General features: G+C 59.5%; 25 protein-coding genes. 7 read left to right on the forward strand and 18 right to left on the reverse strand.

Annotated elements, in window-relative coordinates; translation table 11 throughout:
- Positions 1-20 precede the first annotated feature (20 nt).
- The 7 genes from LSG25_RS13380 to LSG25_RS13410 all read right to left on the reverse strand — a co-directional run bounded on the left by LSG25_RS13380 (position 21) and on the right by LSG25_RS13410 (position 8,282).
- A complete protein-coding gene (locus LSG25_RS13380; protein ID WP_232741420.1) occupies positions 21-776 on the reverse strand; it encodes an SDR family NAD(P)-dependent oxidoreductase in 756 nt (251 codons plus the stop codon).
- A gap of 12 nt (positions 777-788) precedes the next feature.
- On the reverse strand, positions 789-1,721 hold the full coding sequence (locus LSG25_RS13385) for a 3-keto-5-aminohexanoate cleavage protein (protein ID WP_232744687.1): 933 nt from the start codon (positions 1,719-1,721) through the stop codon (positions 789-791).
- A gap of 28 nt (positions 1,722-1,749) precedes the next feature.
- Complete coding sequence (locus LSG25_RS13390) at positions 1,750-2,682, reverse strand: 3-hydroxyacyl-CoA dehydrogenase (RefSeq protein ID WP_232741421.1); 933 nt, start codon at positions 2,680-2,682, stop codon at positions 1,750-1,752.
- Between the two features lie 18 nt (positions 2,683-2,700).
- Complete coding sequence (locus LSG25_RS13395; protein ID WP_232741422.1) at positions 2,701-3,483, reverse strand: SDR family oxidoreductase; 783 nt, start codon at positions 3,481-3,483, stop codon at positions 2,701-2,703.
- Positions 3,484-3,562: 79 nt separating this feature from the next.
- The gene (locus LSG25_RS13400; RefSeq protein WP_232741423.1) at positions 3,563-6,070 is read right to left on the reverse strand and encodes an ATP-binding cassette domain-containing protein; all 2,508 of its coding nucleotides are present in this window, start codon (positions 6,068-6,070) and stop codon (positions 3,563-3,565) included.
- Positions 6,067-6,912: a branched-chain amino acid ABC transporter permease gene (locus LSG25_RS13405; protein WP_232744688.1), complete on the reverse strand. Its 846-nt coding sequence runs from the start codon at positions 6,910-6,912 to the stop codon at positions 6,067-6,069. Before LSG25_RS13405 ends, LSG25_RS13400 begins: the two co-directional genes overlap by 4 nt.
- Before the next feature lie 110 nt (positions 6,913-7,022).
- Positions 7,023-8,282, reverse strand: a complete 1,260-nt coding sequence (locus tag LSG25_RS13410; RefSeq protein WP_232741424.1) for an ABC transporter substrate-binding protein — start codon at positions 8,280-8,282, stop codon at positions 7,023-7,025.
- A gap of 168 nt (positions 8,283-8,450) precedes the next feature.
- Between LSG25_RS13410 and LSG25_RS13415 the strand changes: the two genes are divergently transcribed.
- On the forward strand, positions 8,451-9,950 hold the full coding sequence (locus tag LSG25_RS13415; RefSeq protein WP_232741425.1) for an AMP-binding protein: 1,500 nt from the start codon (positions 8,451-8,453) through the stop codon (positions 9,948-9,950).
- Here LSG25_RS13415 and LSG25_RS13420 read toward each other — a convergent pair whose 3' ends face one another.
- Complete coding sequence (locus tag LSG25_RS13420) at positions 9,951-10,277, reverse strand: NIPSNAP family protein (RefSeq protein ID WP_232741426.1); 327 nt, start codon at positions 10,275-10,277, stop codon at positions 9,951-9,953.
- 288 nt (positions 10,278-10,565) lie between these two features.
- On the opposite strand from LSG25_RS13420, the gene LSG25_RS13425 reads away from it, so the two are divergent.
- From LSG25_RS13425 to LSG25_RS13435, 3 genes are read left to right on the forward strand one after another with little or no spacing between them, the layout of a single operon-like run.
- Entirely contained in the window at positions 10,566-11,039 is a 474-nt protein-coding gene (locus tag LSG25_RS13425; RefSeq protein ID WP_232741427.1) for a (2Fe-2S)-binding protein, read from the forward strand.
- Positions 11,036-13,339, forward strand: coding sequence for a molybdopterin cofactor-binding domain-containing protein (locus tag LSG25_RS13430; RefSeq protein ID WP_232741428.1), 2,304 nt, complete (start codon positions 11,036-11,038; stop codon positions 13,337-13,339). The genes LSG25_RS13425 and LSG25_RS13430 overlap by 4 nt, the downstream gene beginning before the upstream one ends.
- 26 nt (positions 13,340-13,365) lie before the next feature.
- Positions 13,366-13,746, forward strand: a complete 381-nt coding sequence (locus LSG25_RS13435) for a putative quinol monooxygenase (protein ID WP_232744689.1) — start codon at positions 13,366-13,368, stop codon at positions 13,744-13,746.
- A gap of 2 nt (positions 13,747-13,748) precedes the next feature.
- Here LSG25_RS13435 and pepE read toward each other — a convergent pair whose 3' ends face one another.
- Genes pepE through LSG25_RS13460 form a run of 5 tightly spaced genes read right to left on the reverse strand, consistent with a single transcriptional unit; the run spans position 13,749 to position 18,597 of the window.
- Positions 13,749-14,432: a dipeptidase PepE gene (gene pepE / locus LSG25_RS13440; RefSeq protein ID WP_232741429.1), complete on the reverse strand. Its 684-nt coding sequence runs from the start codon at positions 14,430-14,432 to the stop codon at positions 13,749-13,751.
- Positions 14,433-14,486: 54 nt separating this feature from the next.
- Positions 14,487-15,176: an AroM family protein gene (locus LSG25_RS13445; RefSeq protein ID WP_232741430.1), complete on the reverse strand. Its 690-nt coding sequence runs from the start codon at positions 15,174-15,176 to the stop codon at positions 14,487-14,489.
- Between the two features lie 44 nt (positions 15,177-15,220).
- Positions 15,221-16,153 carry a DUF1177 domain-containing protein gene (locus LSG25_RS13450; protein ID WP_232741431.1) on the reverse strand — a complete coding sequence of 311 codons (933 nt, stop codon included), beginning with the start codon at positions 16,151-16,153 and terminating at the stop codon, positions 15,221-15,223.
- Positions 16,154-16,184: 31 nt separating this feature from the next.
- Entirely contained in the window at positions 16,185-17,792 is a 1,608-nt protein-coding gene (locus LSG25_RS13455) for an OPT/YSL family transporter (protein WP_232741432.1), read from the reverse strand.
- 37 nt (positions 17,793-17,829) lie between these two features.
- A complete protein-coding gene (locus LSG25_RS13460; protein WP_232741433.1) occupies positions 17,830-18,597 on the reverse strand; it encodes an IclR family transcriptional regulator in 768 nt (255 codons plus the stop codon).
- Positions 18,598-18,790: 193 nt separating this feature from the next.
- Between LSG25_RS13460 and LSG25_RS13465 the strand changes: the two genes are divergently transcribed.
- Positions 18,791-19,420, forward strand: a complete 630-nt coding sequence (locus tag LSG25_RS13465; protein WP_232741434.1) for a pseudouridine synthase — start codon at positions 18,791-18,793, stop codon at positions 19,418-19,420.
- An 11-nt stretch (positions 19,421-19,431) separates the two neighbouring features.
- A complete protein-coding gene (gene mug, locus LSG25_RS13470; protein ID WP_232741435.1) occupies positions 19,432-19,953 on the forward strand; it encodes a G/U mismatch-specific DNA glycosylase in 522 nt (173 codons plus the stop codon).
- 34 nt (positions 19,954-19,987) lie between these two features.
- Here the strand turns inward: mug and LSG25_RS13475 are convergent, their stop codons facing one another.
- The 5 genes from LSG25_RS13475 to LSG25_RS13495 all read right to left on the reverse strand — a co-directional run bounded on the left by LSG25_RS13475 (position 19,988) and on the right by LSG25_RS13495 (position 24,752).
- Positions 19,988-21,058, reverse strand: a complete 1,071-nt coding sequence (locus tag LSG25_RS13475; RefSeq protein WP_232741436.1) for a ketopantoate reductase family protein — start codon at positions 21,056-21,058, stop codon at positions 19,988-19,990.
- Positions 21,045-22,022 (reverse strand): tripartite tricarboxylate transporter substrate binding protein, encoded by a 978-nt coding sequence (locus tag LSG25_RS13480; protein WP_232741437.1) that lies wholly within the window; start codon positions 22,020-22,022, stop codon positions 21,045-21,047. Before LSG25_RS13480 ends, LSG25_RS13475 begins: the two co-directional genes overlap by 14 nt.
- A gap of 36 nt (positions 22,023-22,058) precedes the next feature.
- Positions 22,059-22,625 carry a carboxymuconolactone decarboxylase family protein gene (locus LSG25_RS13485; protein WP_232741438.1) on the reverse strand — a complete coding sequence of 189 codons (567 nt, stop codon included), beginning with the start codon at positions 22,623-22,625 and terminating at the stop codon, positions 22,059-22,061.
- 58 nt (positions 22,626-22,683) lie between these two features.
- Entirely contained in the window at positions 22,684-23,511 is an 828-nt protein-coding gene (locus LSG25_RS13490; protein WP_232741439.1) for a polysaccharide deacetylase, read from the reverse strand.
- 71 nt (positions 23,512-23,582) lie between these two features.
- A complete protein-coding gene (locus LSG25_RS13495) occupies positions 23,583-24,752 on the reverse strand; it encodes a M20 family metallopeptidase (RefSeq protein WP_232741440.1) in 1,170 nt (389 codons plus the stop codon).
- Between the two features lie 289 nt (positions 24,753-25,041).
- Here LSG25_RS13495 and LSG25_RS13500 point away from each other — a divergent pair, with 289 nt between their 5' ends.
- Positions 25,042-25,911 (forward strand): MurR/RpiR family transcriptional regulator, encoded by an 870-nt coding sequence (locus LSG25_RS13500; RefSeq protein WP_232741441.1) that lies wholly within the window; start codon positions 25,042-25,044, stop codon positions 25,909-25,911.

A 25,911-nucleotide genomic window follows, 5' to 3' on the forward strand; every position in this document is an offset into this window, starting at 1 on the left:
CAGCACTCGCGGCCAGGAGCCTACATGGTGGACGACATGCCTCCGTCCACAACCAGGATCTGGCCGGTTACGAACCCTGATTCACGGGCGGCCATGAATACCAGGGCGGAGGCCAGATCGTCGGGCACACCCCACCTTTTTTGCGGAACGCGGTCTTGCAGCCAGGCAGTGAACTTGGCGTCGTTCCAAAGATTCCGGGTAAGCTCCGTTTTTATGTAGCCCGGTGCGATGGCATTGACGGTAATGCCCGACTCCGACAACTCGGCCGCCCATTGCCTGACCAACCCGTGCATGGCGGCCTTGGCAGCTGTGTAGGCCGTAACGCCTTGCCTCCCCAACAACGCGGTCACCGAGCCGGTGAAGACTATGCGGCCATAGCCGTGGTTTGCCATGCCCTGGGCAATGTGCCGCCCCAGCGCCCACTGCGAGGTCAGGTTTGCAAATATCACACGTTCGAACTCCAGCAGCGGAAATGTCAAAAGAGGCTCACGGTGCTGGATCCCGGCATTGGCAAAAAAGATATCGATTCTACCGACGGCTTTCAATACCTCATCGACAGCGCTGACGGCCTGGTCGATGTCCGACATATCGAAAGGCAAGGCATGCGCAGTAATGCCTTCGCCGCGCAGATCTTCGGCGGCCCGGGCGAGCGCCGCGGGATCGCGGCCGTTGATGACAACAACGGCGCCCTGCCGGCCCAGGGCCCGCGCGGCCGCATAGCCGATGCCGCGCGAAGAACCGGTAATAAGCGCAACCTGGCCCGACAAATCGAACATGGATGATTCCTCTTAGAAATTGACCTGGCCCGCACCCTTCAAATGCAGAATGGCGCGCGCCTCGTCGGGCGTGGCCACGTCCAGATTCAATGCCTCGAGGACGATGCGAATGCGGCTTACCTGCTCGGCATTGGACGAGGCCATTTGTCCGGGGCCTATCCACAGCGAGTCTTCCAGCCCTACCCGTACGTTCGAACCCATGGCGGCGCCCATGGTGGCCAGGGGAATCTGATTGCGGCCCGCACCCAGAATGGACCATTGGTAGTTATCGCCGAACAGGCGGTCGGCCGTACGGCGCATATGCATCAAATCTTCCGGATCGGGTCCGATGCCACCCAGAATCCCGAAAACAGACTGGATAAAAGGCGGGCTTTGCACCAGGCCGCGATCCATGAAATGCGCCAGGTTATACAGATGGCTGATGTCATAGCACTCGAATTCGAATCGCGTGCCATTTTCAGTGCCTTTTCTTAATATGGTTTCAATATCTTTATACGTGTTCTTGAAAATCAGGTCGCGGCTGTTCTCCAGGTGCTCGCGCTCCCATTCATGCTGGAATGTCTTGAAGCGCTCGAGCATGGGAAACAGGCCGAAGTTCATCGAACCCATATTCAGGGACGCCACTTCGGGCTTGAACTCCATGGCCGGGCGCATGCGCTCTTCCACCGTCATGTGAGGGCTTCCACCGGTCGTAATATTGATCACGGCATCGGTGTTCGCCTTGATTTTCGCCAGAAAGGGGCGAAACAGTTCCGGATCCTGCGACGGCTTGCCATTCTTTGGATCGCGCGCGTGCAAATGCAATATTGCCGCGCCCGCCTTGGCCGCGGCAATCCCCGCCTCGGCAATTTCGTCGGCCGTCACCGGCAGGTACTTGGACATGCTTGGAGTATGTATTGCGCCGGTCACCGCGCAGGTAATAATCACTTTCTTTTTGCTTGCCATCATTTTTCCTTGCAAAATACAGATTGATTTACTCGGCGGAGTCGAGCTGCTTCTTGTGCCTTAACAAAGCCATCAGCCGCTCATCGCGCCACAGTCGCCGATTCAGCAGTTCCGATTTGGGAAGCAGGCTGCGCCGCTGCCGCTCGAGCTCCGCCACCAGGCCGGCATCCCAGGCATCCGTGCCGGTTTGCTCTTCGGAAATCGACTGGTACATACCGCCATAGCGATTGCAGTAATCCTGCAGCCCATCCGGTGCGTTCAAGTCTATGGTCTCGAACGGCCCCATGAAGGACCACCTCAGGCCCAGACCGTCTTTCACCGTAGCGTCCAGGTCTTCGGCACTGACATAGCCATTTTGCACCAGACGGAAAGCCTCGCGCAAAAGCGCGCCCTGCAGGCGATTCAATACAAAGCCTTCCAGCTCTCTGTTCACGACTACCGGCTTCTGCCCGATCGAGCGCATGACCGACCGGGCCGCTTCAATGAATTTCCCGTCCGTCCAGGGTGCGCCGCACAGTTCGACCACAGGAATGAGATAGGGCGGGTTCACGGGGTGGGCCACGAGACAGCGGTGGCGGCTTGGCAGCGCTTCGGTAAACGCCGAGGCCGGGATACTGGATGTCGAGCTGGCCAACACGGTATCCGCGCCGCTCAGTGAATCCAGTTTGCTGAAAATCTCCTTTTTAATCTCAAGCACTTCCGGCAGATTTTCTTGAACGTACTCGGCCCCTTCAAGCGCTTCATCCAGGCTACGAAAGATTTGGATGCGCGCCATCAGGGCCTGGGCATCGTCAAGCAGCTGCTGCTTGACGAGCTCGCGCACCTGAGCCGAAATCAGTTGAAGCGCCCGGTCCAGCGCAAGCGGATCGCCATCCCAGAGCCTGACCGTACAACCTCCCCGGGCAAATACAATCGCCCAGGCCTGCCCTATAAGCCCCGTGCCAATTACCGCAACATTCATGATTTCCCCAGTGTCGTGTTAAATCAGGGCCTGGGTATGTCCGTCGACGGCCAGCGCCTGGCCGTTGACGCTTCGAGCCGCGCCGCTGGCCGTAAACAGCGCCATGTTGGCAATGTCGCGCGCCGACACCATGCGGCCCAGAGAAGCCTGCTGCTCGTACGATTGTCCGAGTTCCTTTTCGGAGATGCCCAGGGCCTGCGCCTTGGACGCAATGACGGCACGTATGCGCGGCCCTTCGACCGCACCCGGCAAAATGGCATTGACACGCACGCCGAACCGGCCCAGTTCGATCGCCAACGTCTTTGTAAAACCGACCACGGCCCACTTCGATGCAGCGTACGCCGACCGGCCGGCAAACCCCAAATGCCCCGCCGCCGACGACATATTGATCATCACACCGGCTTTAGATTGCTTCAGCAATGGAATGGCCAGGCGGGCGCAAAGAAATTGCCCGGTAATGTTGACGGCCAGGGTTTTGTCCCAATCTGTCTTGTTCAGCGTTTCAACATAACCCGTGGGACCTGCAATACCGGCGTTATTGACCAGAACATCGAGCCCGCCCAGACGCGCACCCACCTGCTCAAACAAGGCGGCGACGCTGGCTTCATCGGAAACATCGGCAACCGCGGCATGAATCCGGGGCAGCTCGGCCCTGGCCGCCGCCAAGGCGGCTTCATCGACATCGCAAATAAACACATCGGATCCAGCCGCGGCAAATACCCTGGCCATTTCCAGGCCAAGCCCACTGGCACCCGCCGTAATCAGTACTTTCCTGCCTGTCATGCTTATATCGTCAAACATTTTCGCCTCTGTTCATGCCAAAAATCTTCCCTTGCGAAAACCCGGCCTTGCCATAATTGCCAAGACAGCCCGCAAGATGTCATACACCTAAAAATTTTACCTGGAGCTCTTTGTTTTCCTTGAGATCTGCGGCGGCACCTTCGTAGGCGATACGGCCATTGACCATAATGTAAGCCCGGTCGACCATGCGCAAAGCCAGATCCACGCGCTGTTCCACCAGCAGGATGCTGGTGCGCTCGCGCAGGTGCACCACGGCCTCCAGGACTTCATTCACCACCGAAGGGGCCAGGCCTTCGAACGGCTCGTCCAGGAGAATGAGCCGCGTCGGCGCCATGAGCGCGCGGGCAATTGCCAGCATCTGCAGTTCGCCGCCGCTCAGGTTTCCGCCTATGGAATCGCGCAGCGCCCCCAGCTTTGGAAACAGTTCGAACACCTGATCCAGTTCCCAGCCGCCCGGCCGTCGCGCGATAAGCAGATTATCGACAACATTGAGATTGGGAAAAATGCGCCGCCCCTGAGGAACTATGGCTAAACCCTGCCGGTTGACGCGGTTGGACGTCCAGCCGGTGATATCCGTGCCGTCGAAGCGGATATGCCCGGCGCTGGCCGGCAATTGCCCCATGATGGTATGCAGCGTGGTCGTCTTGCCCACCCCGTTGCGGCCCAGCAATGCGACGGCCTCGCCCTCGCCCACCTCCAGCGACAGGCCGTCCAGAATGCGGCTGCCCACATACCCCGAGGCCACATCCTGCAACTGCAGTATGGGCCGGCCGGCCTTGGCCGGTTCGACCTGCCTCGACGCAATCACTGGCCGCGCAACACCTTTGCCCTCTTCGACCACCTCGCCAAGGTAGGCCTCAACCACCTGGGGGTTGTTGACCACGGCCTGCGGCGAGCCGTCGGCGATGACGCGCCCTTGATGCAATACGGTAATCCGGTCGGACAGGGACACCACGCGGTCGATGTCATGTTCAATCAGCAAAATGGTATGCAGGCCCGCCAGGCGACGAATCAGCGAACTGATGCGTTCGCGCTCCGCGTCCGCCAGGCCCGCCAGCGGCTCGTCAAGCAGCAGCAACTCGGACCCGGTTGCCATGGTCACGGCAATATCGAGCAAGCGTTGCTCGCCGTGCGGCAGATTGAGCGTGATTTCGCCGGCCCTGCCTTCCAGGCCCACGGCATGCAGCAATGCCCAGGCATGATCGGCCAGGTCTGTCAGGCTATAGGCATCGCGCCACAAGGAGGGTCGCGCGGGCGAGCGCGCCTGCACGGCGATGCGTACAGCTTCGAAAACCGTGAGATTGCCTGGCAGGCTGACGATTTGAAAGGAACGCGACATGCCAAGCCGGACTCGTTCATGCACGGCCAATTTGCTGATGTCCTGGCCTTTGAACTGAATCTGCCCGCTGTCATTGGGGATCAGGCCCGTGAGCATATTGAAGAATGTTGTCTTTCCCGCGCCGTTCGGGCCGATCAGGCTGTGAATGCTGCCCGACCGGATATCAAGGCTGATGTCATCGGCGGTCACCACGCGACCGAAACGCTTGCACAAATTGCGCACTTGCAGCACCGCCTCGCCGGTGGACGCGGCACGGCCCGAAAACAAGTCTGGCAGCGTAGCGGGGCATGGTGGCAGGGGTGTGCGTGTCAAGCCCCAATGGCCGCTGCCGCGCAGACGCGCGTAGATACCGCAAAGCCCTTCCGGCGAAAGAAGCACCACGGCCATGATCAGCGCACCGAAGAACAGCCACCAGTGCTCGGTGATTGAACTGAGCTGATCGCTGAGGTTGATGTAGATGATCGCACCCCACAACGGGCCGAGAAAATGATGTATGCCGCCCAGCAGCGTCATCATTACCGGATCGCCGGCATGTTGCCAGTTCATGTTGTCGGCGTATACGCCATGGATCAGGAATGAGAGCAAGCCCCCGCCCAGGCCGATGAAAGCCGCATGCAGCACCAGGGCGCTAAGCCTGTAGCCCCAAGGGTTATAGCCCAGATACTGCACGCGCTTTTCATTGTCGCGTATGGCCTGAAGCACCCTCCCGAAGGGCGAGTGCGCCACGCGATAAAGCAGCCAGGCGCACACCAGCACCAGCACGGCGCAGAAGATGTAATAGCTGGACGCGCTTTCCAGGCCGGGGCGGTCGACGCCCTGCAAACCGTTCTCCCCGCCCGTCAGGTTGGTCCAGCGAAAACAGATTTCGTAGAACAACTGGGTGAATGCCAGCGTCAGCAAGGCGAAATAAAGGCCACGCCGGCGCAGGATGAGCAGGCCCAGCACCAGGCCCAGCAGCGCCGCAAAGACCGTGCCCACAATCAGGGCAAGCACGACATTCTGGACGATATGAATGGCAAATAGCGCGCTGGCATAGCTGGCCATGCCGAAAAAGACCGACGAACCGAACGACACCATGCCCGTGTAGCCCAGCAATAAATTGTAGGCAAGGCCGTAAAGCGTGTAGATCACCACCTGTGTGGCAAGGCTGATCGTCGAGCCCGCCATCGACATCAGCGTCGGCAGAACGACAAAAACCACGGCGAGCACCACGAGAGGATGAGTCAGGGTCTGGCGCAGGCGGCTCACTCGAAACGCTCCCATCGTTCGCCGAACAGGCCGCGCGGCCGTGTCAGCAGCACTACAATCATGAGCGCGTACATAATGGATGTCGACGCCACCGGCCAGAACTGGATCGTCATGGCCACCGCAACACCCACCATCAGCCCGGCCACGATTGCCCCGCGCAGGCTGCCGAGGCCGCCGATGACCACCACCACAAATGCCGGCATGATGGCCTGCTCGGACATCGAGGGCATGACGCTCCACAGCGGCGCGGCCAGTACCCCGGCCGCACCGGCAAGCAGGCAACCCAGGCCGAAGATAAACATGAACACGCGCTTCAGATTGATACCCAGCATGCTGACCATTTCAGGGTCGCGCGAGCCGGCGCGAACGATGCGGCCGAACGGGGTTTTCTCGAGAAACAGCCAGATCGCGGCAAGCAGCGCAATAGTGATTATCAGCACGGCCAGGCGGTAGCGCGTCACGAACACGGGGCCGTAATGCACAAATCCGGAAAGGAATGCGGGCGTATCGAACGGATGGCCCATGGCGCCCCATATGGTGCGCAGCAACTCTTCAATGAAGAGCGCCAGGCCGAAGGTCAGCAACAGGCTTAGCAAAGGCTCCTTGTCGTAGAGCGGACGCAACAACAGGCGCTCCACGACAAGGCTGATAGCGCCGACCAGGATCGGCGCCAGGACCAGCGCGCCGACAAAACCGATATACGGCCGCAGTGTGAGGGCAAGATAGGCGCCCAGGGCAAAGAATGCGCCATGGGCAAAGTTCACCAGCCCGAGCATACCGAAAATGATCGACATGCCGACCGCGATAAGCACGAACAGAAAGCCCAGCACCAAGCCGTTCATAAGCTGTGACGCGAACAGCGTAGCATCGACCACCGGGCATCTCCTCGCACTCGAAACGCAGCACACGCAGCGGTGCTGCTTGCGCTACATGGGTTTATGCATCAATCGGCCTAGGCCATCTTGCACTCGGTCTCGGCCTTCGACCCATACAAAGCTTCCAGCGGCTGATCCTTGGGCGGCGCAACTGCCACAATGTCGAAATAGTCGTACTGAGTCGTGATCTTCGGCTTGATCTGGGCCACCAGCGTGGGTTGTATCAGTTGATGATCCCAGGGACGGAAGTACATCGCGCGCTCCTTGTACCCTTCGAACTTGTGGTTTTCCAGGAACTCGATCAACTTCTCGGTCTTGGTGGACCCGGTTTCCTTGATGGCCGTGAGAATCGCCGTGCAGCCGAACCAGTCTTGCCAGGCTTCCGCTTCCGGCGGCTTGCCGAACTTGGTTTGATATTTTTTGGCGAACTGCTCGCTGATGCTGGTGTTCTGGCTGCCTGTGTAGTTCCAGATCTTGGGATACAGGCCGGAGGCCGCCTCGGGTCCCGCCGCCCACATATCGGTGTCGTTGACGATGAGGGACGATAGCGGGATCTTGCCGGTAAGCCCCATTTGATGGAACTGCTTGAGGAAGTTGGTCATGTCGCCGCCGCCGACGCCCAGGAAGATGACATCCGGCTTGGCCGACATGATCTTGAGAATATAGGAACTGAAGTCGGTGGTGCCAAGCGGCGTTTGATCCGCACCCACGACTTTGCCGCCATCCTTGAGCAGCACTTCGCTCATCTGCTTGTAGCCGTCGATGCCCCAGGCGTACGAGGCATAAAGAAAATACCAGTTCTTGCCGTGCTTGGACAGCGACGGATAGATGCTGCGTACAGTCTCGTAATTGGGCAGGTCTATGCGAAACGTATGCTTGCCGCATTTGGCGCCGGTGATTTCCGTGGCATTGGGGCCGGTTGCCATCAGCAGGATTTTTTCGCGTTCAGCCACGGGCATGATGGCCAGGACATCGCCGCTGGAAACACCGCCCTGAACAGCAACGACCTTTTGTTCCTGAATCAGTTTGTGCATGTTCTGCTGCGTGGTCTGCGGCCCATTTTCATCCAGCCACACGAGTTCCACGGGACGATCCAGAATCTTGCCGCCGACATCGTCTATGGCGATGGTGGCGCCGTTATGGCCCTGTTCGCCCTGCACCGCATAAGTGCCGGACTTGGGCAGCAACACACCCAGTTTGATCGACTCCGCCGCACGGGCGGTACGAATGAACGGGCCCACGCTGGCAATGCCGGTGAGTAGTCCCGCGGCGGCACCGGCCTTGAGTATTCCGCGCCGGGTAATACCTATGCTTTTGTCATCTTTCATGTCAGACATAATCTCCTCCTCAGAGTGTTTACCGACAGATATGATTGACGGGGGCATACTGTTCTTAGCAACTGAAATTGTCTACCTCCGGCTTGTAGAGTAGTCTCGGTTTATGGCACTGTCAAAGTTTTTTGATATGCGTCACCTCGACCATCACACGATATAACGGTAGAAAACATGAATCTTTTTTCCGTGCTGGAACATTCCGCCCGCCGCTTCCCCGACCGCGGCGCAATTTACCAAGGCGACGCGAAAGTTTGCAGCTATGCCGAGCTGCACCGGCGTGCACTGGCCCTCTCAACCGCGCTGCGACACTTGCTGCCAGCGGGTTCACGTATTGCGGTTGCCAGCGAGAACCGGCCGGAAATCGTCGAGCTGATGTTCGGCATCTGGGCCGCCGGCATGGCCTTCGTCCCGCTGAACTACAAACTGCATGCCAAGGAGATGGCGCATATCGTCGGCGATGCCGGGGCGTCCATGATCTTTGCATCACCGCGGCTGGCCGGCGACCTGAACGACGCACTCGAGCCCGGATCGCATCGTCTCGTAACCCTAGGGCAAAGCGCTTATGCCGAATTATTTTCCGCGGAGCCTGAACCCCCCGCCGCAACCACGCCGGAAACACTGGCATGGCTGTTCTACACCAGCGGCACCACCGGCCGCCCCAAGGGAGCGATGCTGTCGCACCGAAGCCTGATGGCAATGACCATCTGCCACCTGGCCGACATCGAACACTTCGACGAAAATGCCAGCCAGATCCACGCGGCGCCCATGTCCCACGGATCAGGGCTTTATATACCCGCTTATATCTCACGCGCGGCACGCCAGGTTATCCCCGCCAGCGGCGCGTTCGAGCCCGGCGAATTCCTGGAGCTTTGCAATACGCATCCCTCGTGCGGCGCATTTCTGGCGCCGACCATGGTGCAGCGCCTGCGTATGGCGGCCGAAAAATCAGGCCGACGGCCGGCGAACCTGCGTTGCATCGTCTACGGAGGCGGCCCCATGTATGTCGATGAAATCAAAAAATCGCTGGCTGTTTTCGGCCCGATTTTCGCGCAGATATACGGCCAGGGCGAAATCCCCATGACGATCTCCGGCCTGCGCCAGGAAGACCACATCCATGCCGGCGACAACCTCCTCGGTTCGGTCGGATTCCCGCGTTCGGGTGTGGAAGTGCGCATCGTGAACAAGCCGGGCGAGCCGCTGCCCGCCGGCGAAATCGGGGAGATCATCTGCCGCAGCGATTCCGTCATGTCTGGCTACTGGGGCAAGCCGCAAGCGACAGCCGAAGCGCTGCGCGACGGCTGGCTCTACACGGGTGACATGGGCATGCTGGACGAGGCGGGATTTCTAACCCTGCGCGACCGCTCCAAAGACGTCGTCATCAGCGGCGGTTCGAACATCTACCCGCGCGAAGTCGAGGAAGTCCTGCTTTCGCACCCCGATGTCGCCGAGGCTTGCGTGGTGGGCCAGCTCGATCCGGAATGGGGCGAAATTGTCGTTGCCTTTATTGTCGCCAACCCCGGCAAGACCCTCAATGTCGAATCGCTCGGCACGCACTGCCTTGACAGCATGGCCCGTTTCAAGCGCCCCAAGCGCTACATTTTTATCGATTCCCTGCCCAAAAACAGCTATGGAAAAGTGCTCAAGCGGGAGCTGCGGGAGCAACTGAAGTAGTCAGCGCAGCGCCGAGTATGCCGTAGGCGCCAGAAAATGGTTCTCGATCCTGGCGACGATGGGCTTGTCTGCCTCAGAAGCCGAACGCTTGGCCATCCACTCCGGGTCGGCCTGGAACGCGTTCCACTTTTCTTCGCGCTCGGCAAGGCTGTCCCATTGGAGCATATAGGTCAGCGCATGATTGTCCGGCCCGATAACGGTGGTCCAGAAACCGATCTGCCTGATCCCGTATTTTTTGAAGAAGCCCAGCGTGGTGTTGACGAAGCGATCGTTCAAGGCCGGCAGGCGGCCAGGGGCGCAGTGATAAATCCTCATTTCAACAATCATAGTGTTCTCCGTAGGAACAAAGCGGCAAAGCCGCCATTATGAACGAATCGCAAAAGATAGAGGCTGAGGGCCGAAACGCCGTACCAGGAACAGCCTCCGTTTTTTTTTCGGCAAGAACCATTTATTTTGTGGCCTGCGACTTGCCGTAGCAACAATCGCCCCGGCGCATTGACGATCCTCGCGCGACAGGAGTAACCTTTTCGAAATTCCCACCGCGCATATCGCGCCTGCGCCACAGACCCCATCGTCTGCGGTCTTCCCACCAGGCACACGTCAAAAAGGGGCGCCATGTCCACGACCACTACCCTCAATGTAAACGGCAAGGATCACTCGGTCGATGCCGAGCCTGACAGCATGCTGCTGTACGCCCTGCGCAACGACCTCAAACTGCATGGGCCGAAATTCGGTTGCGGCCTGTCGGAATGCGGAGCCTGTACCATCATTATGGATGGCTCCGCCATACGCTCCTGTGTGACGCCTGTGTCGGCCGCGCAAGGCAAGAAGATCACCACGCTGGAAGGCCTGGGCACCCCAGAGAAGCCCCACCCACTCCAGCAAGCCTTCATCGATGAGCAGGCCGCGCAATGCGCCTATTGCATCAACGGCATCATCATGACGGCCAAGGCATTCCTCGACCACAACCCGAAGCCCAGCCGGGACGACATCAAACAGGCATTGAATGGCAATTTGTGCCGCTGCGGCACGCACATGCGCATCGTGCGCGCCATCGAGCGCGCGGCGAAGCACGGAGGCCAGGCATGAACGCACCAGACAAATTCCACCGCGCGGGCATGGCCTCGCCCAGCCGCCGCGATTTCATGAAAGCGTCGGGCGGCTTGCTGATCGCATTCACCCTGCTCGACCCGAAAAGCATCATGGCGGAAACCGTCGCCTCAGGGGCATCCACCGCGGCCCCGCCCCCCGATGCAGCCAGGCTTTACGCCTGGCTCGCCATTCGTCCTGACAATACCGCCACCCTGTTCACCGGCAAGGTCGACGTCGGCACGGGCATAGAAACCGCGCTGGCCCAGATTGCGGCGGAAGAACTCGATTTTCCCGTGGACAAGCTCGACGTGGTGATGGGCACGACATCCCACACCGTCGACCAGGGCCCATCCTACGGAAGCCGCACCGTCCGTTACGCCGGCCCGCAAATCCGCCACGCCGCCGCGGCCGGCCGCCAGGCGCTGCTCAATCTGGCCGCTGCGCATTTCAAGTTGCCGGCGCATCAGCTCGCCGCCAGGAACGGCGCCATCTCCGTCGTTGGCGATCCATCCAAATCCATCAGCTATGGCGAGCTGGTCGCAGGCAAACGCCTGGACATGGCCATCGATGTCAGCGGCAAAACCTTCGACATGAAAGTCGCGCCCAATGCTGTCGTCAAAGATCCATCCACCTATACGGTGGTTGGCCAGCCCGTGCCTCGAAAAGATATTCCGGCCAAGGTGACAGGCCAGTTCACCTACATCCAGGACGTCCGTGTAGAGGGCATGCTGCACGGACGCGTCGTGCGGCCGTATGGCGTACAGGCCAAACTGCTGAGCGTCGACGAAACCGGCCTGAAAGATATTCCCGGGTTCGTTCAAGTCGTGCGCCGCGACAATTTCCTGGGCGTGGTTGCCGAGACCGAATGGGCGGCGATCCAGGCCGCGGACAAACTGGGTTCCAAACTGAATCCGGCCGGACCGCAGGCCGGCCAGGCCAAGTGGTCCGATTGGCACGGCCTGCCCGACCAGGACAAGATCTGGGATACCCTGCGCACCGAGGCCGGCAGCAACTCTTCGGTCGCCGCCAAGGGCTCGGTGGATATGGCGCTGGCATCCGCCCCCAACGTACTCAAGGCCACGTACAAGACACCGTTCCAGATGCATGGTTCGATTGGTCCATCCTGCGCCATCGCCGACGTAAACAAAGACCGGGCCATTTTCTGGGCCGGTACGCAAATGCCTCACCAGGCGCGGCGCGATATGGCCAAGCTGCTGGGCATGAATCCGGACCACATCGAACTGAACTGGTTCGAGGCTTCCGGATCCTACGGACGCAACGGCCTTGAGCATGTCATCGCCGATGCGGCACTGATGTCGCAGGCCGTGGGGCGCCCGGTTCGCGTGCAATGGATGCGCTGGGACGAACATGGCTGGGAGCCGAAGGGGCCGGCTATCGTCCAGGACCTGACGGGCGCCGTGGACGACCAGGGCAATGTCGTGGCATGGCGGCACCATATGTGGATCCCCACGACCAGCAATACGCACCTGATCGCCGCAGGGCTGGCGAACGGGCCTGAAATCGGCAGCACCGGGCAGGGGCGCGGAACAGTCACCTATGCCTATACCTTCGACAACGCCGACGTGGCCTGTCACGGCGAAGGGCATGTGGCGCTGCTCACCGCATGGCTGCGCTCGCCCGCACAGTTCGAGACCACCTATGCAATGGAATCGTTCATCGACGAACTGGCCGCCAAAGCCAGGCAAGACCCGCTGTCCTTTCGCCTCAGGTATCTGAAGGATCCGCACGCCATCGCCGTGCTGCGCGCGGCGGCCGAGGCCTATGGCTGGAAAAGCCGGCCTTCGCCCGTCAAAGAGCAAAACGGCGGCAAACTGGCCCAGGGCCGCGGCATCGCCTGGGTGAACCGCGACAACTCTTACGTGGCGACGATTGCCGATGTCACGGTGGACCGCGAGAGCGGCCAGATCCGGGTCAAGCGTGTGGTCGTTGCGCACGACTGCGGCCTGGTGGTGAACCCCGATGGGCTGAAGAACCAGATCGAGGGCAATATCATCCAGTCGATAAGCCGCACGCTGCATGAAGAAGTCATGTTCGATAATGCGCATGTCACCAGCCTCGACTGGCAGGGCTACCCGATTCTGCGCTTCGAGGAAATCCCCGATCGGATCGATATCGTGTTGGTCAATAATCGGCCCGAATATCCGTCCCACGGGGGTGGGGAGCCATCCACCTGCCCCACGGCGGCGGTGATCAGCAACGCGGTCTTCGACGCCATCGGGGCACGCCTGCGCCAGACCCCGTTTAGGCCTGAACGTGTCAAGGCTGCGATGGCTTGATCCAAAGAGTAGAGGCTGCCTTCGTGATGAAAGACGCATACCGGCCAAAATCCGACTATGATGACACGCTTCGATCCGCACCAAAGAGGCACACCCGAATGATCCATGTCATTGCTACCATCACCGCAAAACCCGGCCAACGCGACGCCGTGCTGGCGCTGTTCAAGAAGAACGTCCCGGCGGTGCTTGCCGAAAAAGGATGTGTCAGCTATGAAGCTGTTGTCGACGTGCCGGATTTCGGCAAGCCGCAGACACCCATCGGAAACGACACGTTTGCCGTGATCGAGCAATGGGAAAACGCCGAAGCGCTGAGAGCGCACGGAGTGTCGCCGCACATGGTCGAATATGGGCGCAAGACCGCGCCCATGCTGGCCAACCGATTAATCAACATTCTTCAGGCTTGCTGATCCTATAACGCCATACCGTCTCGCAACTCTGCCTCGGGCGTCCCGTGTCGAAACAGGAATCCCATGTGCGGCCCTCGAAAAACGATGGAGCCGTCATCGACGCTAAGCCAGTTTCCTTCGGGCAGGCCGACCACCGTGGAAGCGGTGTTTGCGGCCAGGTATTCCGCGATACGCAGGTTCCGCGTTTCACCCTGATGCCCCGCCGGCAAGGCATTGGTGTAGTGGGGATTGATCTGGATTCCGATCAATCCCAATGCATCAAAGCCCCCCGGCTCGACAATAGGCATGTCGTTGGTCGTGCAAATGGTCGGGCAGGCCAGATTGGCCCCCGCGCTCCATCCCAAATAAGGCGTACCGCCGCGCACCTGCGTACGGATGGCGTCCAGCCACCCCCGCCCGCGACATTCCCTCAATAGTTGAAACGTATTGCCGCCGCCCACGACTATCAATTCGAACTGAGAGGCAGCGGCGGCATCGACCGTATGCGCGCCCGTCAGGACCAATCCGGCGGGTGCCAGCGCGGCCTGCGCGGTTGCCGTGTAATCGTCCCAAGCCGCGGCAACACCCGCGAACGGCACGAAAAGCGCTCGGGAGCGGCCGCCAGCCAACGCGCGGACGGGTTCAATGGCATGGACCAGATAGGCCCCATCCGGCCCGCGCGAATTACTGAGAAGAAGCAGTTTCATCGTATTGTTCACCTTGTTGTCAACGGCATGGATGCCTATCGTCACGGCGATTGCCTACGCAATCAGCTCCGCTGTCATTTTTGCGATTAAGGCGTTGGACAGCAACACAGGCAGCCCCGAAGCCAGACGGGCGGCGCGCCGATGCGCCTCGGTAAACCCCATGCAATCCATCAGCAGCATCTGAGCGCCGCGTTCACGCAAAGTGCGCGCCGCATTTTCGACTGCGCCCATCCCGTCCGCATAGGGTGTTGCGGCCTCACAGATAGGCGGCTTGCTCAATGCACTGAATTTGTCCGCCTCGGTACGGGCCTGCTCGATCAAGGGTACGATAACGCCGACCTGACGCTCGCCCGCGATTGCCGCGGCCGCGGGCGGAACAATACGGTCGGGTTCCACCAGCCAGGCGTTTTTCAGAACAAGCCCGTGGAATTCACCCGTGCATAGAATCAGGATAACGGTGCAGCCTCGCGCCTCCAGTTCGGCAAGCTTGACCGCCAGCGTCGCCTGCACCGCCGCCTTGTCCAGCTTCACCGAAGAGCCATCCAGCAGCCTCGATACCAGGAGAGGGCGGCCTGGAACCGGCGCATAGTCCGCCGCGATCTGTTCCTTCGACAGGCCGTCCAGCACGCCGGCCTGCATCAATTGCGTTCCTTCAGGCAGCACGGCCCGCAGAATGGGAGTGATGTCGGCGCGTGGCGCCTGCCCTATTGTCAGCGTGCCCAGCAACTGAGGTATAGCGTTCATTTGATTCTCCGTAGACAGCCTGGCGAAAGGCTTCGCATCAGCATCTATTGACGCTTCTGCAAGTGCGCCAAAGATCCGTACATTTCGACCAGGCGGCCGTATTCCTCTTCGTCATGGAACAGGCATGTGCCGCGCGTGAATTCCTTGGCCACCTCTACCGCAAAACGCACGGTGGCTGCAATATCGTATTCATCGCTGGCCCCTGTGCCGCAACCCGGCACCACGCTGGCGGCCGAAATCGCCACACCCACGGTGGGTGCCCGGGTGGCAACCGAAGGCTGCAAAATACTATTCAGGTGATAGACGCCGTTGCCATACGGCGTGATGTCTTGCGTGGTAATGGGGAAGGTCACGGCGGGGCGGCCGCTGGTCATTTCCATGATGCGCACCAGGTCTTCCGATACCCGCAGGATGTAGCCCTGTTTGACTGTAGGCGATATCGCGTATCCCTTATGGTTCAGAATACGGTTGCCTTTGGTCGTGTCGATCGACAACACGGCATCCATCTCGCCGGAGACTTCATTTTCATTCAGCGTTTCGGTATCCATGGGCGAATCCATGAAATCGACAGGCTCATGCGGACGCGTGGGAGCGTCCGGGCATATGTGGGTGCTGATCACCACGTCGCCCGGCAGCGCGTCGCCCTGGGTGCGCATGTGCGCCAGCTTCAGCGCGGCCGCCACAGCGGCAATGGCGCCGTCACCGTCCGACACCAGGCCGATGCGGGTCGGACGCGCACCGACACCGCCCAGGCGACCGACGATTCCCAGCGTCGGCGCCTTGCCGCCGGACGATTTGCCGTGGGTGCCCGCGATTTCCACGCGAACGAAATCGGTCTTGCCTTTGGGGCCTGTAATGGTTTTTACAATGCATTTGGCAAATTCTGCATACGGCTTCAATAGCTCGACGACGGTCTGGCCGCTGGCGTAGGCGCTGTCGAGCGCATCGAAGACTTTGACAGTATGGGATAGACTCATGGCGTTGCTTCCGTAGAATAAAAAGGGTCGATTATTTGACTTTTGCCTGGGCGTGGATCATGGAGCTGAAAAAGCTGAACAGGGCGTCGCCGGCGATAGTGCCGGCCGCGAACACCTCCAGGCTGTTGCGCACTTTATCCCCCCATATGCGCAGCGCAATAATGCGCAACACAATACCGATGATGACTGCCCAGCCTGCCAGGGGATTGGCAATCAGCAAGCCTGTGGACAGCAGCACGCCCAATTGGCGCTTGGATCCTCCAAGAAACTGAATAATGGCGCCAGGGACGGCCCAGATCAGCAATTGCAGGGCCACGCCTTCGGCGACGCCGGCCTTGATGGTGGCCACATACACAGCGGCTACAGGCGGTATCAGCCCACGCGTGAAGAAATTATTGTAAGTAAAGTAGACGATGGGCAGGGCAACAATGAAAGCCAGCATGCCCGCGGCCAATTGCTGACGCCGGCCCTCGAGCTCAAAACGCGGATCCGCGCCATTGCCGCGCAATATATAACCCGCCTTCAAGTCGTAGCCCATGTCCGCAAACGCGGGGCCGGTGGCTGCCGAAAAACCGCACAGCATGGCCAGAGCCACTGGCGGAAAGCCGATCAGCATGCCTATGATCAATGTGATCAGCGCTACGGCGAACGCGGGAAACCAGCCCGAATGCATTGCCGCTATGCCAACAATCATCTCGTGCGCGAAGGCGGCGAATGCCACATAGATAACGAATGCAACAAGCATGGTCGCCGACATTTCGGCATACAGCCCGCTGCCCAGGGCAAGCAGGGCCGCCAGCACGATATAGGCGGTGGATCCCAGGCGCAGCGTGCGACGCAGATTCTCGGCCGTGCGGGTCACCATGACGTCCGGCTCGCCCGCTGCGGCGGGCTGTTCTTTGCTGCCGGCCTTTGCCTTGCCGGACCAGATCTGGCCGGCAACCTGTATCAGCGCCACCAGCCCGGCACCCACCATAAGACCGTGGGGAATGTATAAAGCGTTGATGTCCCAGCCCATGATCGGCTTTGCGTATCCGCGGATCAGCAACCCTATGCCGAACATGGTCAGGGCCCATATATTCCCTAAAAAGGCGATACCGAATGCCGACATCGGCACATGCAGCCATGCGCCTATAACGCCCACCCCTATGCCCGCGCCGAGCAGCTTGGCCTGCTTGCCACCGCCATCGCCCGCCTTGATGGCTTCGGCGGCGGCAACACCCGGAGGCCAGGCGCCGGATGCGGGGAATATGCGCGAGTCGAACAGCCTGTACAGCATGTAGGCGTCCAGCAGCATGGCAAAGCCCACTCCGATGAACATGGGTATGACCAGGTCGGTTCGGCCCATCAGGTACGGAACGGCGATGGGCAGGAGCAGGCTGTTGGCCGCCCCGAACGTCGCCGATGAAATGGCTGTCTGCGCCAGGTTCTGCTCATGGATGGAGCGAAAACGCGCAAACAGCGACATGGGTATTCGCGCGATGATCATTGCCACCAAAGCGCCAATGATCGATGTGTTGGGCGTGACGCCCAGCGATGTCAGCAGCTCGATCCCGATGATCGCGCCGAGCACGCTCAGCAGGACCAGAAGCACCAGTGTGCCGACGCTGCCGACGCGAGGATGGGTAGATGTGTTCATGAGAGTTCCCATGTGGTTTTTGTTGCAAGACGGTTGGTCATGACTGCGCATTCCAGAAGGAATCTCCCGCCGCGCGGCCGATAGAACTGGCATGGCCGACAAGGCGCCGGGCCAGCGTGTCGATAAGCTCGGGTTGAGCCAGGGATACGGGAAAGCTAAGGCAAAAGGAAAGCGTTTGGCCGGCCTGCGGATCGCTGACGGCACAGCTTAGCGATCCCACACCTGGCAGAGCCTCATTCAGGGCAAGGGCCCAACCGCGATCGCGCACACGTTCCAGTTGCTGGATCAATGCCAATACGGTCTTGGGTGCACCCTCGGACGCACAATCGAAATCGTCGGAAAACCGCGCGCGTATCGCTTCATCGTCGAGCCGCGCCAGCAGTGCGCGACCTGTCGAGGTCGCAAACGCGGGCAGGCGATGGCCGGGTGATGTCACCACTCGCAAGGGGTGCGCGCCATGATGTACACGCAACACAACGACATGTTTGCCGCTTTCATCCAGCGCCGAAATGTAGCCGGTATGCCCGGTTTCCTGCGCCAGTTCCTGCACCGCGCGTTCCATGCGTTCCAGCAACGGCGTCGCCGCGCGAACCTGGTGAGCCAGTTCAAGCATCAATAGAGAAGGGCCATAGGCCAAGGTACGTTTGTCCCGCTCCAGCAGGCCGCAATCCATCATTTGCTTGAGCAATCGGGACGATGAGCTCTTGGGCATGCCCAGCCCTTCCACCACATCCGTCACCGTCAGGTTGCGCTCGCGACTGGCCAGTAATTGCAAAATCCTGGCGGCGCTATTCAAGGAACTCATTGAGTGGCTTTCATAATTATTGTTCCAAAAAATGGAACTAAGTCTCTGTATATGGGAATGGAAAATATTATAAACACGCCCGAGGAAAAAAATCAGGAGATCGATATAGGTAATTTCCCAGGTATGGCATTGAGCGTCCGTCATATTTTCGACGGCGGTTACACTGTCTTTCTCTACTCACCGGGGTTATCGCATGCCGTTTCCGTCTCGTTCAGCGCTCTCCCTTCGCCTGGGTCGGCCGGCTGTGCGCCGCGTCGCCAAAGCGCCCCCCGCCGAACCCCATTTGTTGGCGCTGAACAAGCCTTTCGACGTGTTGGCCCAGTTCCACGACGACGAGGGCCGGACCACGCTCAAGGATTTCGTCCAGATCCCCGAGGTCTATCCCGCCGGACGCCTCGACCGCGATAGCGAAGGCCTGGTCCTGCTCACCAACGACGGCGGTTTGCAGGCGCGCATCACCAATCCGAAATACAAAATGACAAAAACCTATTGGGTCCAGGTGGAAGGCGAACCCACTCAGGAGCAACTGCGCCAGCTGCGCGAGGGTGTCGAACTCAAGGACGGCCTCACGCTGCCGGCCCAAGCGCGCCTGCTTGACGAACCGCAATTATGGGAACGCCACCCTCCTGTGCGTTTTCGCAAGAGTGTGCCAACCCGATGGCTGGAGCTGAGCATTCACGAAGGGCGCAACCGCCAGGTGCGGCGCATGACCGCCGCCGTGAACCTGCCCACCTTGCGCCTGGTGCGCATCCGGATCGGGCCATGGAGCCTGGACGGCTTGCTGCCCGGCCAGTGGCGCGAGATCCCGCCCCCGTGGCTTTAAGGAAAGCCCGCATGGCGCCTACTTTGCCTCAAACGCTTCCGGACATCCTTGCGAAAGACCTGGCCGTGATTTTTTGCGGCATCAATCCCGGCCTGAGTTCGGCAGCGGCCGGCCACCATTTCGCGGGTAGAAGCAATCGTTTCTGGCGCGTGCTTCATCTGGCCGGATTCACACCCCTGCAAATACGCGCCGAGAACGACCGCGCACTACTGACCTACGGTTGCGGCCTGACTGCGGCTGTCGCACGCCCCACGGTGCGCGCCGACGAATTGTCCCGCCATGAGTTCATCGCCGCCTCGACCGCGCTCCAGCAAAAAATTGAACGGTATGCGCCGCGCTATATCGCCTTCTTGGGCAAAGTCGCCTATTCGGCAATATCCAGGCAACGCGAGGTCCAATGGGGGCCGCAGCCGACCGACTTCGCCGGCGCAAAAGCCTGGGTGTTGCCGAATCCCAGCGGGCTCAACCGCGCATTCAAGCTGGATGATCTCGTACAGGCCTATCGCCAGCTTTATCTTGCGGCGGGCGAATAGCGTCGGCATCGACGCGAGGCCTTGCCGAGATTTCTCACTCCGCCCAAAGCAAGCCCATGGATTCCTTCCCGGGACAGGCTTGGCCACGCTCCATTTTCTTTATAAGGGTCGTGAGCGCCACATGTGTCGGCGTATTGATTCCCAACTCAATTGCACGGGCAAAAACATAGCCATTCATATAATCGATTTCAGTACGGCGGCCCTTGGCAATATCCTGGGCCGTGCCGGACAAAGAGGCCTCGGTCAATACCTCGGCTTGGGCATGAAAGGCCGCCTCTACGTCGACAAGGCACTGAGCATCGCCCGCCGCGGCAGCCATCCAACGATCCGCCGCCACGCCAAATACGGGCTCAACCGTATAACCCAAAGCCTTTCCCACATCAATCGCCTCGCCAGCCAGCCGCAGCATCAATTGTCGGCTTTCAGGTTCTGAAAAAATCCCCTTGAGGCTCAAGCCGCAGGCTGCGCACAATGCAGACGTCATCGCATTGGCCACCAGCTTGGACCAGCGCAGGCCCCACAGATTGGTGGTGTATCCTGCCGCATCCACGTGGCTCAGCATCTTGGCAAGCTGCCGAACACGTGGCGTCACACGGCCATGAGCTTCTCCGGCATAGAATATTTGCGAGGCGCTCTTTCCTTGATGCCGTGTCCTGGCAACATGTCCTGGCCCATCCAGCCCCACGTACATGCCCCCGCCTACGCAACCCACTGTGCGCCCCCAACCAACCACGGCAGCAATGCGTTCTTCCACCAAACTGTTCTGCAAGGTGACGATATAGCCCGACGCCGACAGGTACGGTGCAATCAATTCAGCCGCCCAGCCTGTGTCGTAAAGCTTGACGCAAACAAATGCCAGATCGATCGGGTCTTTGTACAAAGACTGGACCTGGCCGATATGCAAGGCACGCAAGGGAATCCGGGCGTCCCGTCCGGATTCCGTCAGAATAATCCCGCGCTCCTGCATCGCCGAAACATGCTCGGGCCATGGGTCGATTAAGGTCACATCAAAACCCGCCTGCGCCAACTTGCCGCCGACCCAGCCGCCCACCGCCCCGGCGCCGACAACAGCGATACGCGGGGAAGGATTATTACTGGGGTTCAATACCGGCCGCCTTGGTCAAACTTGCATAGCGAGCCAGTTCATCGGCAATGAATGACCGGAACTGGCTGGGAGTATCGCTGGCGGCCTCAATCCCCATTTTCTCGAAATGGCTTTTCATTGCCGGATCCGACGTTACTTTGGCCACGGCCGCGGCCAGTCGATCGACAATGGGCTTGGGCGTACCGGCCGGCGCCAGCAATCCCCACCAGGTTCCGATGTTGTAGCCTTTAAGGCCGGCCTCATCCAAAGTGGGTAGATTCGGTACTACCTTACTGCGCTTGTTGCTGGTCACAGCAAGAGCGCGAACCTTTCCAGACTGTATGAGCGGAAATATCGGTCCCAACGATCCAAAGATCATATCGACCTGGCCGGCGACAACCGCAGTGTTGGCATCGGCATCGCCACGGTAAGGGATGTGGGTCAGCTTGGTATGCGTCTTCTCCTGGAACAGGACGCCTGCCAGGTACAAGGGCGCGCCGACTCCCGACGAAGCGAAATCCAGCTTGCCCGGATTCGCCTTGGCCAATGCGACCAATTCCGCAACAGAAGTGGCCTTGACCGAGGGATTCACCACCAGCACATAAGTGCCTATTGCCGCCAGGCTGATAGGCTCGAAACTCTTGACCATGTCGTAGGGAAGATTCTTGCGCACGCTCGGCGCCAATGCATGCGCCCCAGCCCCCATGAACAGGGTATAGCCATCGGGGCGCGCCCTGGCGGCTGCCCCGGCGCCTATGGATCCGCCCGCCCCGGTAATGTTCTCGATGACCACGGGCTGGCCCAGTTCCTTGGACAGGCCCGCGCCCACGCTGCGCGCGACAATATCGTTCGCTCCTCCCGCGGGATAGCCGACAATAATCTTGATGGGGTTTGAAGGATAGGCATCCGCAGCAAACACGGCGCCGCCCGCGAACAAGGCGGAAAGCCCCAGGCAAATATGAAAGGCAGATCGAACGATTCTCATGACGGCTCTCTTTAACGATATATTGAAAATACCCTGCTAACCCTGATCCTTCTTGCGCTGCCAGTCCAGCTCCGCTTTGACATAGTCCTCGGAATCGTGCGTGACTCCCATGGCTGTGGCAATCATTGCAAAGGCAACGTAATACGCTGAAGTTATGGAAACATCCGTTATTTCGCGGGGCGTCATCCACTCTTTCAAGGCCTCGAAGCAAGCATCGCTGACTGAGCTCTTTGAGGTGAACTCCAGCACATAGCGCGCTACCGCCGCATCCACACCCTGAAATGAGACGGGAACCGTACCCCGGCACAAAGCATCAACTTCATCTTGCGTCACGCCAGCCTGCACGGCAAGCGGCCCATGGTGCCCCATCGCGTAGGACGACTCGCGCCCGGTAATGACGATGACAATTTCCCGGATCCGTGCGGAAACCGAGGAGTGATAGCGAGCATAATCCCCTACAGCAGCAAGACGACGCAGGCCTTCAGGCGCATGTCCCATGGAACGCAAGGCATTGGATGCCTTGCCACGGCTTTGCGTGAGCTCGGCCAGAACGGCCATGAACTCGGGGTTTTCCTTCTCATCAACGGGGGCTAAACGAGTCATTTCCTCTCCATTCGGTTAAAAGCAAAATAGTTGTTCCCGCACCCCAATTTCAGTTGCCTCAAGCGCGTTCGAGGTAGGCGCGTACCGCCGTCTCCATGGTTGCAAAACGGGCTCCTTTCCCGAGCAGGCCTTCGATCAGACGCTCGAGCATAAGCATCCGGTGGCCACGCCCTATGACATAGGGATGGCAGGTGTAGGTCAGCACACCCCAATCGCAGGTGCGCCGCATATATTCAAAATCGTTCAGCCAGTTTTCCAGCACACCGCTGGCATTCATCAGGCCGGGCATCAGGCTGGCGGACGTACGCAAAAACTCGAAATGCGGGAAATCGTCGAGCGACCAGCTGATGGGCATCTCTACCAATGAAGTCTCTTTGCCGAACTCCATGGGCTTGTCGGTGTGCACTACATCGCCCTGGCGAACCCGATAAGGCTCATGGTCATTCGCCATCATGCTGCTCTCGTACAGGAAGCCATGGCGCAAAAGAAAGCCCACCGTATGGTCGCTCAGATCCCACGAGGGCGAGCGATAGCCTGCCGGATTCCTGCCTGTCAGCTTGAAAATCGCCTCATTGCCCCGAACCAGGCCTTCTTCCTCAAGTTCGGGTGAAAGACTGGCCGGCGGCACATGCGTCCAGCCATGATTGCCCAGTTCGTGCCCCTCGGCCACGATGCGCTCGCACAACTGCGGATACGTACCAATGACGACACCCGGCACAAAAAACGACGACTTGATGCCGTAACGCTTAAGCAAATCAAGTATGCGGGGAACCGCCACGGCACCGAACTCTCCGCGAGACACCGGGGTGGGTGTCATCATCCCCCGCGCCACCAGGCCCGACATTGCGTCGAAGTCGAACGTCAGGCAAGCCATTAGATCTTTCATACAGTGTCTCCGTGACAAGAATCGCGTGTTGTGCGCTCTAACATTGAATGGGTTTCGCGCTCGATCCCGGCTTAAAGCGGATCTCTCGCCAATATGGTCAATGCAGCCGTCTGGGCTCTGGGAACCAAAGTGTCCAGCTGGCAATACTCCTGAGGTGTATGAGCATGGCCGCCAACGGGGCCTGTGGCGCATAGCGTGGGCGCGCCGGCCGCCGCCGTAAAACCGCTATCCGCCGAGCCGCCCGTGGACTCACCCGCTACAGACAAACCCAGCTCTTGCGCCGCTTGCGCGTAATCCGCCATGAGCTCCCGGCTGGCATCAGTCTGGAACAAAGGCAGGAACCGGCCCTCGTGTGTCACACGGCCGCAGGTACAAGCCAGCGACTGGCCTTCGATAATGTTCAAGATCCGCTTGCGCAGCCGATTTTCATCCACACCCTTTGGAAAACGCACATCCAGTTGGCCTTTTGCGTGAGGCGCGACGGTATTCACGGAAACGCCGCCCTGTATGGTCCCTACATTGGCGGTCACGCCCATGCTTTTATCGGTCAGGGCATGAAGGCCAACGATTTTCCGGGCCATGGCCTCGATCGCGCTAGCGCCCTTGTCATGAGCCACGCCTGAATGAGCCGCCACACCGTCCACTTCAAAATCGATAAAGAATGCGCCCTTGCGTTCGACCACGACATTCCCGCTGGGCCGCCCCGGCTCGGCATTCAGGACCGTCGAGGCGCCTTTGGCCATCGTCAAGGTCAGATCGCGCGATGCGGGTGAGGCGATCTCTTCATCGCCGGTAAAAAAAACACGAATGGGCGCCCTGTTGCCTCCGACCTCGGCAAACGCACGCGCCACGAAAGCGTTCATGACCAAGCCGGCCTTCATGTCGGCAACTCCCGGGCCATAGGCAAGGCCATTCTCGACACGATACGGCCTTTGGGCCAAAGTACCGTCCGGGAAAACTGTATCCATATGGCCCAACAGCAGTACGTGAGGCGCATCGGCGCCCGCGCTGCCTGGCACCTCGGCCAGCAGGCAGTCCCCGTGGTCCGGCAGCGGAAATACTCTGGTCGCAATGCCGGCCGCCTCGAACCAGGCCCGGAACACAGCACCTACCTTGTCGACTCCGCCTTTGCCGTAGCTGCCGCTTTCAATGGCGACCACCTCTTCAAGCAGGTCGAACATTTGCTGTTCACGCGCCCGCAACCATTCCAGTATTGCCTCACGAACTATCTCTTGTCCCATGCCTATTCCATTCAGTGCCCCCGCATTGGCATCGTTCAAACGCAGCAAGGCAATGAAAACGAGGGCCGCAAGCGCGCATCCTGGCAAGGCCGATCGAAAGCGGAATTCGCCTATCGATGTCCGTCAGCCGGCTTTTATCAACCCATTATGACGACATAAAACCATTTTTTTTGAAAATATGCAATAAGCATTGCATAAATTGGCAAACCCCCGCATGGCACAGAGTCGACAGGCAAGCCGACAATGCCTGCACAGCGTAAAATGACGCGTAAAGAACTCGGCCAAGCCAATGAAATTTTTCGACAGAATAGCTAAAAATCCCAGAAAGCTGACTCAGAATGAAACCACGCTGGTCAATTACATAATTTCCTGCTATCCGCAGGGAATTCTCGACTCTGCAACATCTATTGCAAAAAGTGTTGACGTCAGTCCTTCCACGGTCGTCCGCTTTTTCTCAAAGCTGGGTTACAGCTCGTTTGCCGAGGCCCAACGAGAAGCACGCCTGGAAATTTCCTCGAAGCTGGCATCGCCCTCACAACGCGCAAACCTTACCATCAAGAACGCCCATTCGCTGGATTCCGTTCTTGACAATGCCTTTACCTTCGACAAGGAAAACCTCAACGCTACTCGTGAAGCCATCAACATCCATGATTTTCAAGCGGTCGTCGATACTCTTACCAAGCCAACTGCCGGTCGAATATATATCGCGGGCTCAAAGAACAGCTATGCTGTGGCCCACTATTTGCACACGCATTTGAATATGTGCATTCCCAATGTGCATCTGCTGGGTGCCGACGATACCCTGCTGGCCGACAATTTGCTGTGGGCATCCGGCCAGGACATATTGCTGGCCATTACAATACGGCGCTACTCAAAAGTCATTACGCAAACAGCGCAGCACTTCAAGCAATTGGGCGCCAGCGTGATGTGCATCACCGACAGCCCCCTGGCCCCGATCGCCGGCTTGTCGGATCACCGCATCCTTTTCCAGACCGCCAGCGCCTCTCCCTTTGATTCTTACACTGCCGCGTTCAGCCTGTGCAACGCCCTGGTGTCGGCGGTTGCCTGGCGCCGCAAAAAAGAAACGGAAGCGCTGCTCAAGCGCGGCGAAAAACTCTGGAATCACTTCGACGTTTTCATCGAGAAAAAAGGCGCCTGA

Source organism: Paralcaligenes sp. KSB-10, assembly GCF_021266465.1.
GTDB lineage: Bacteria > Pseudomonadota > Gammaproteobacteria > Burkholderiales > Burkholderiaceae_B.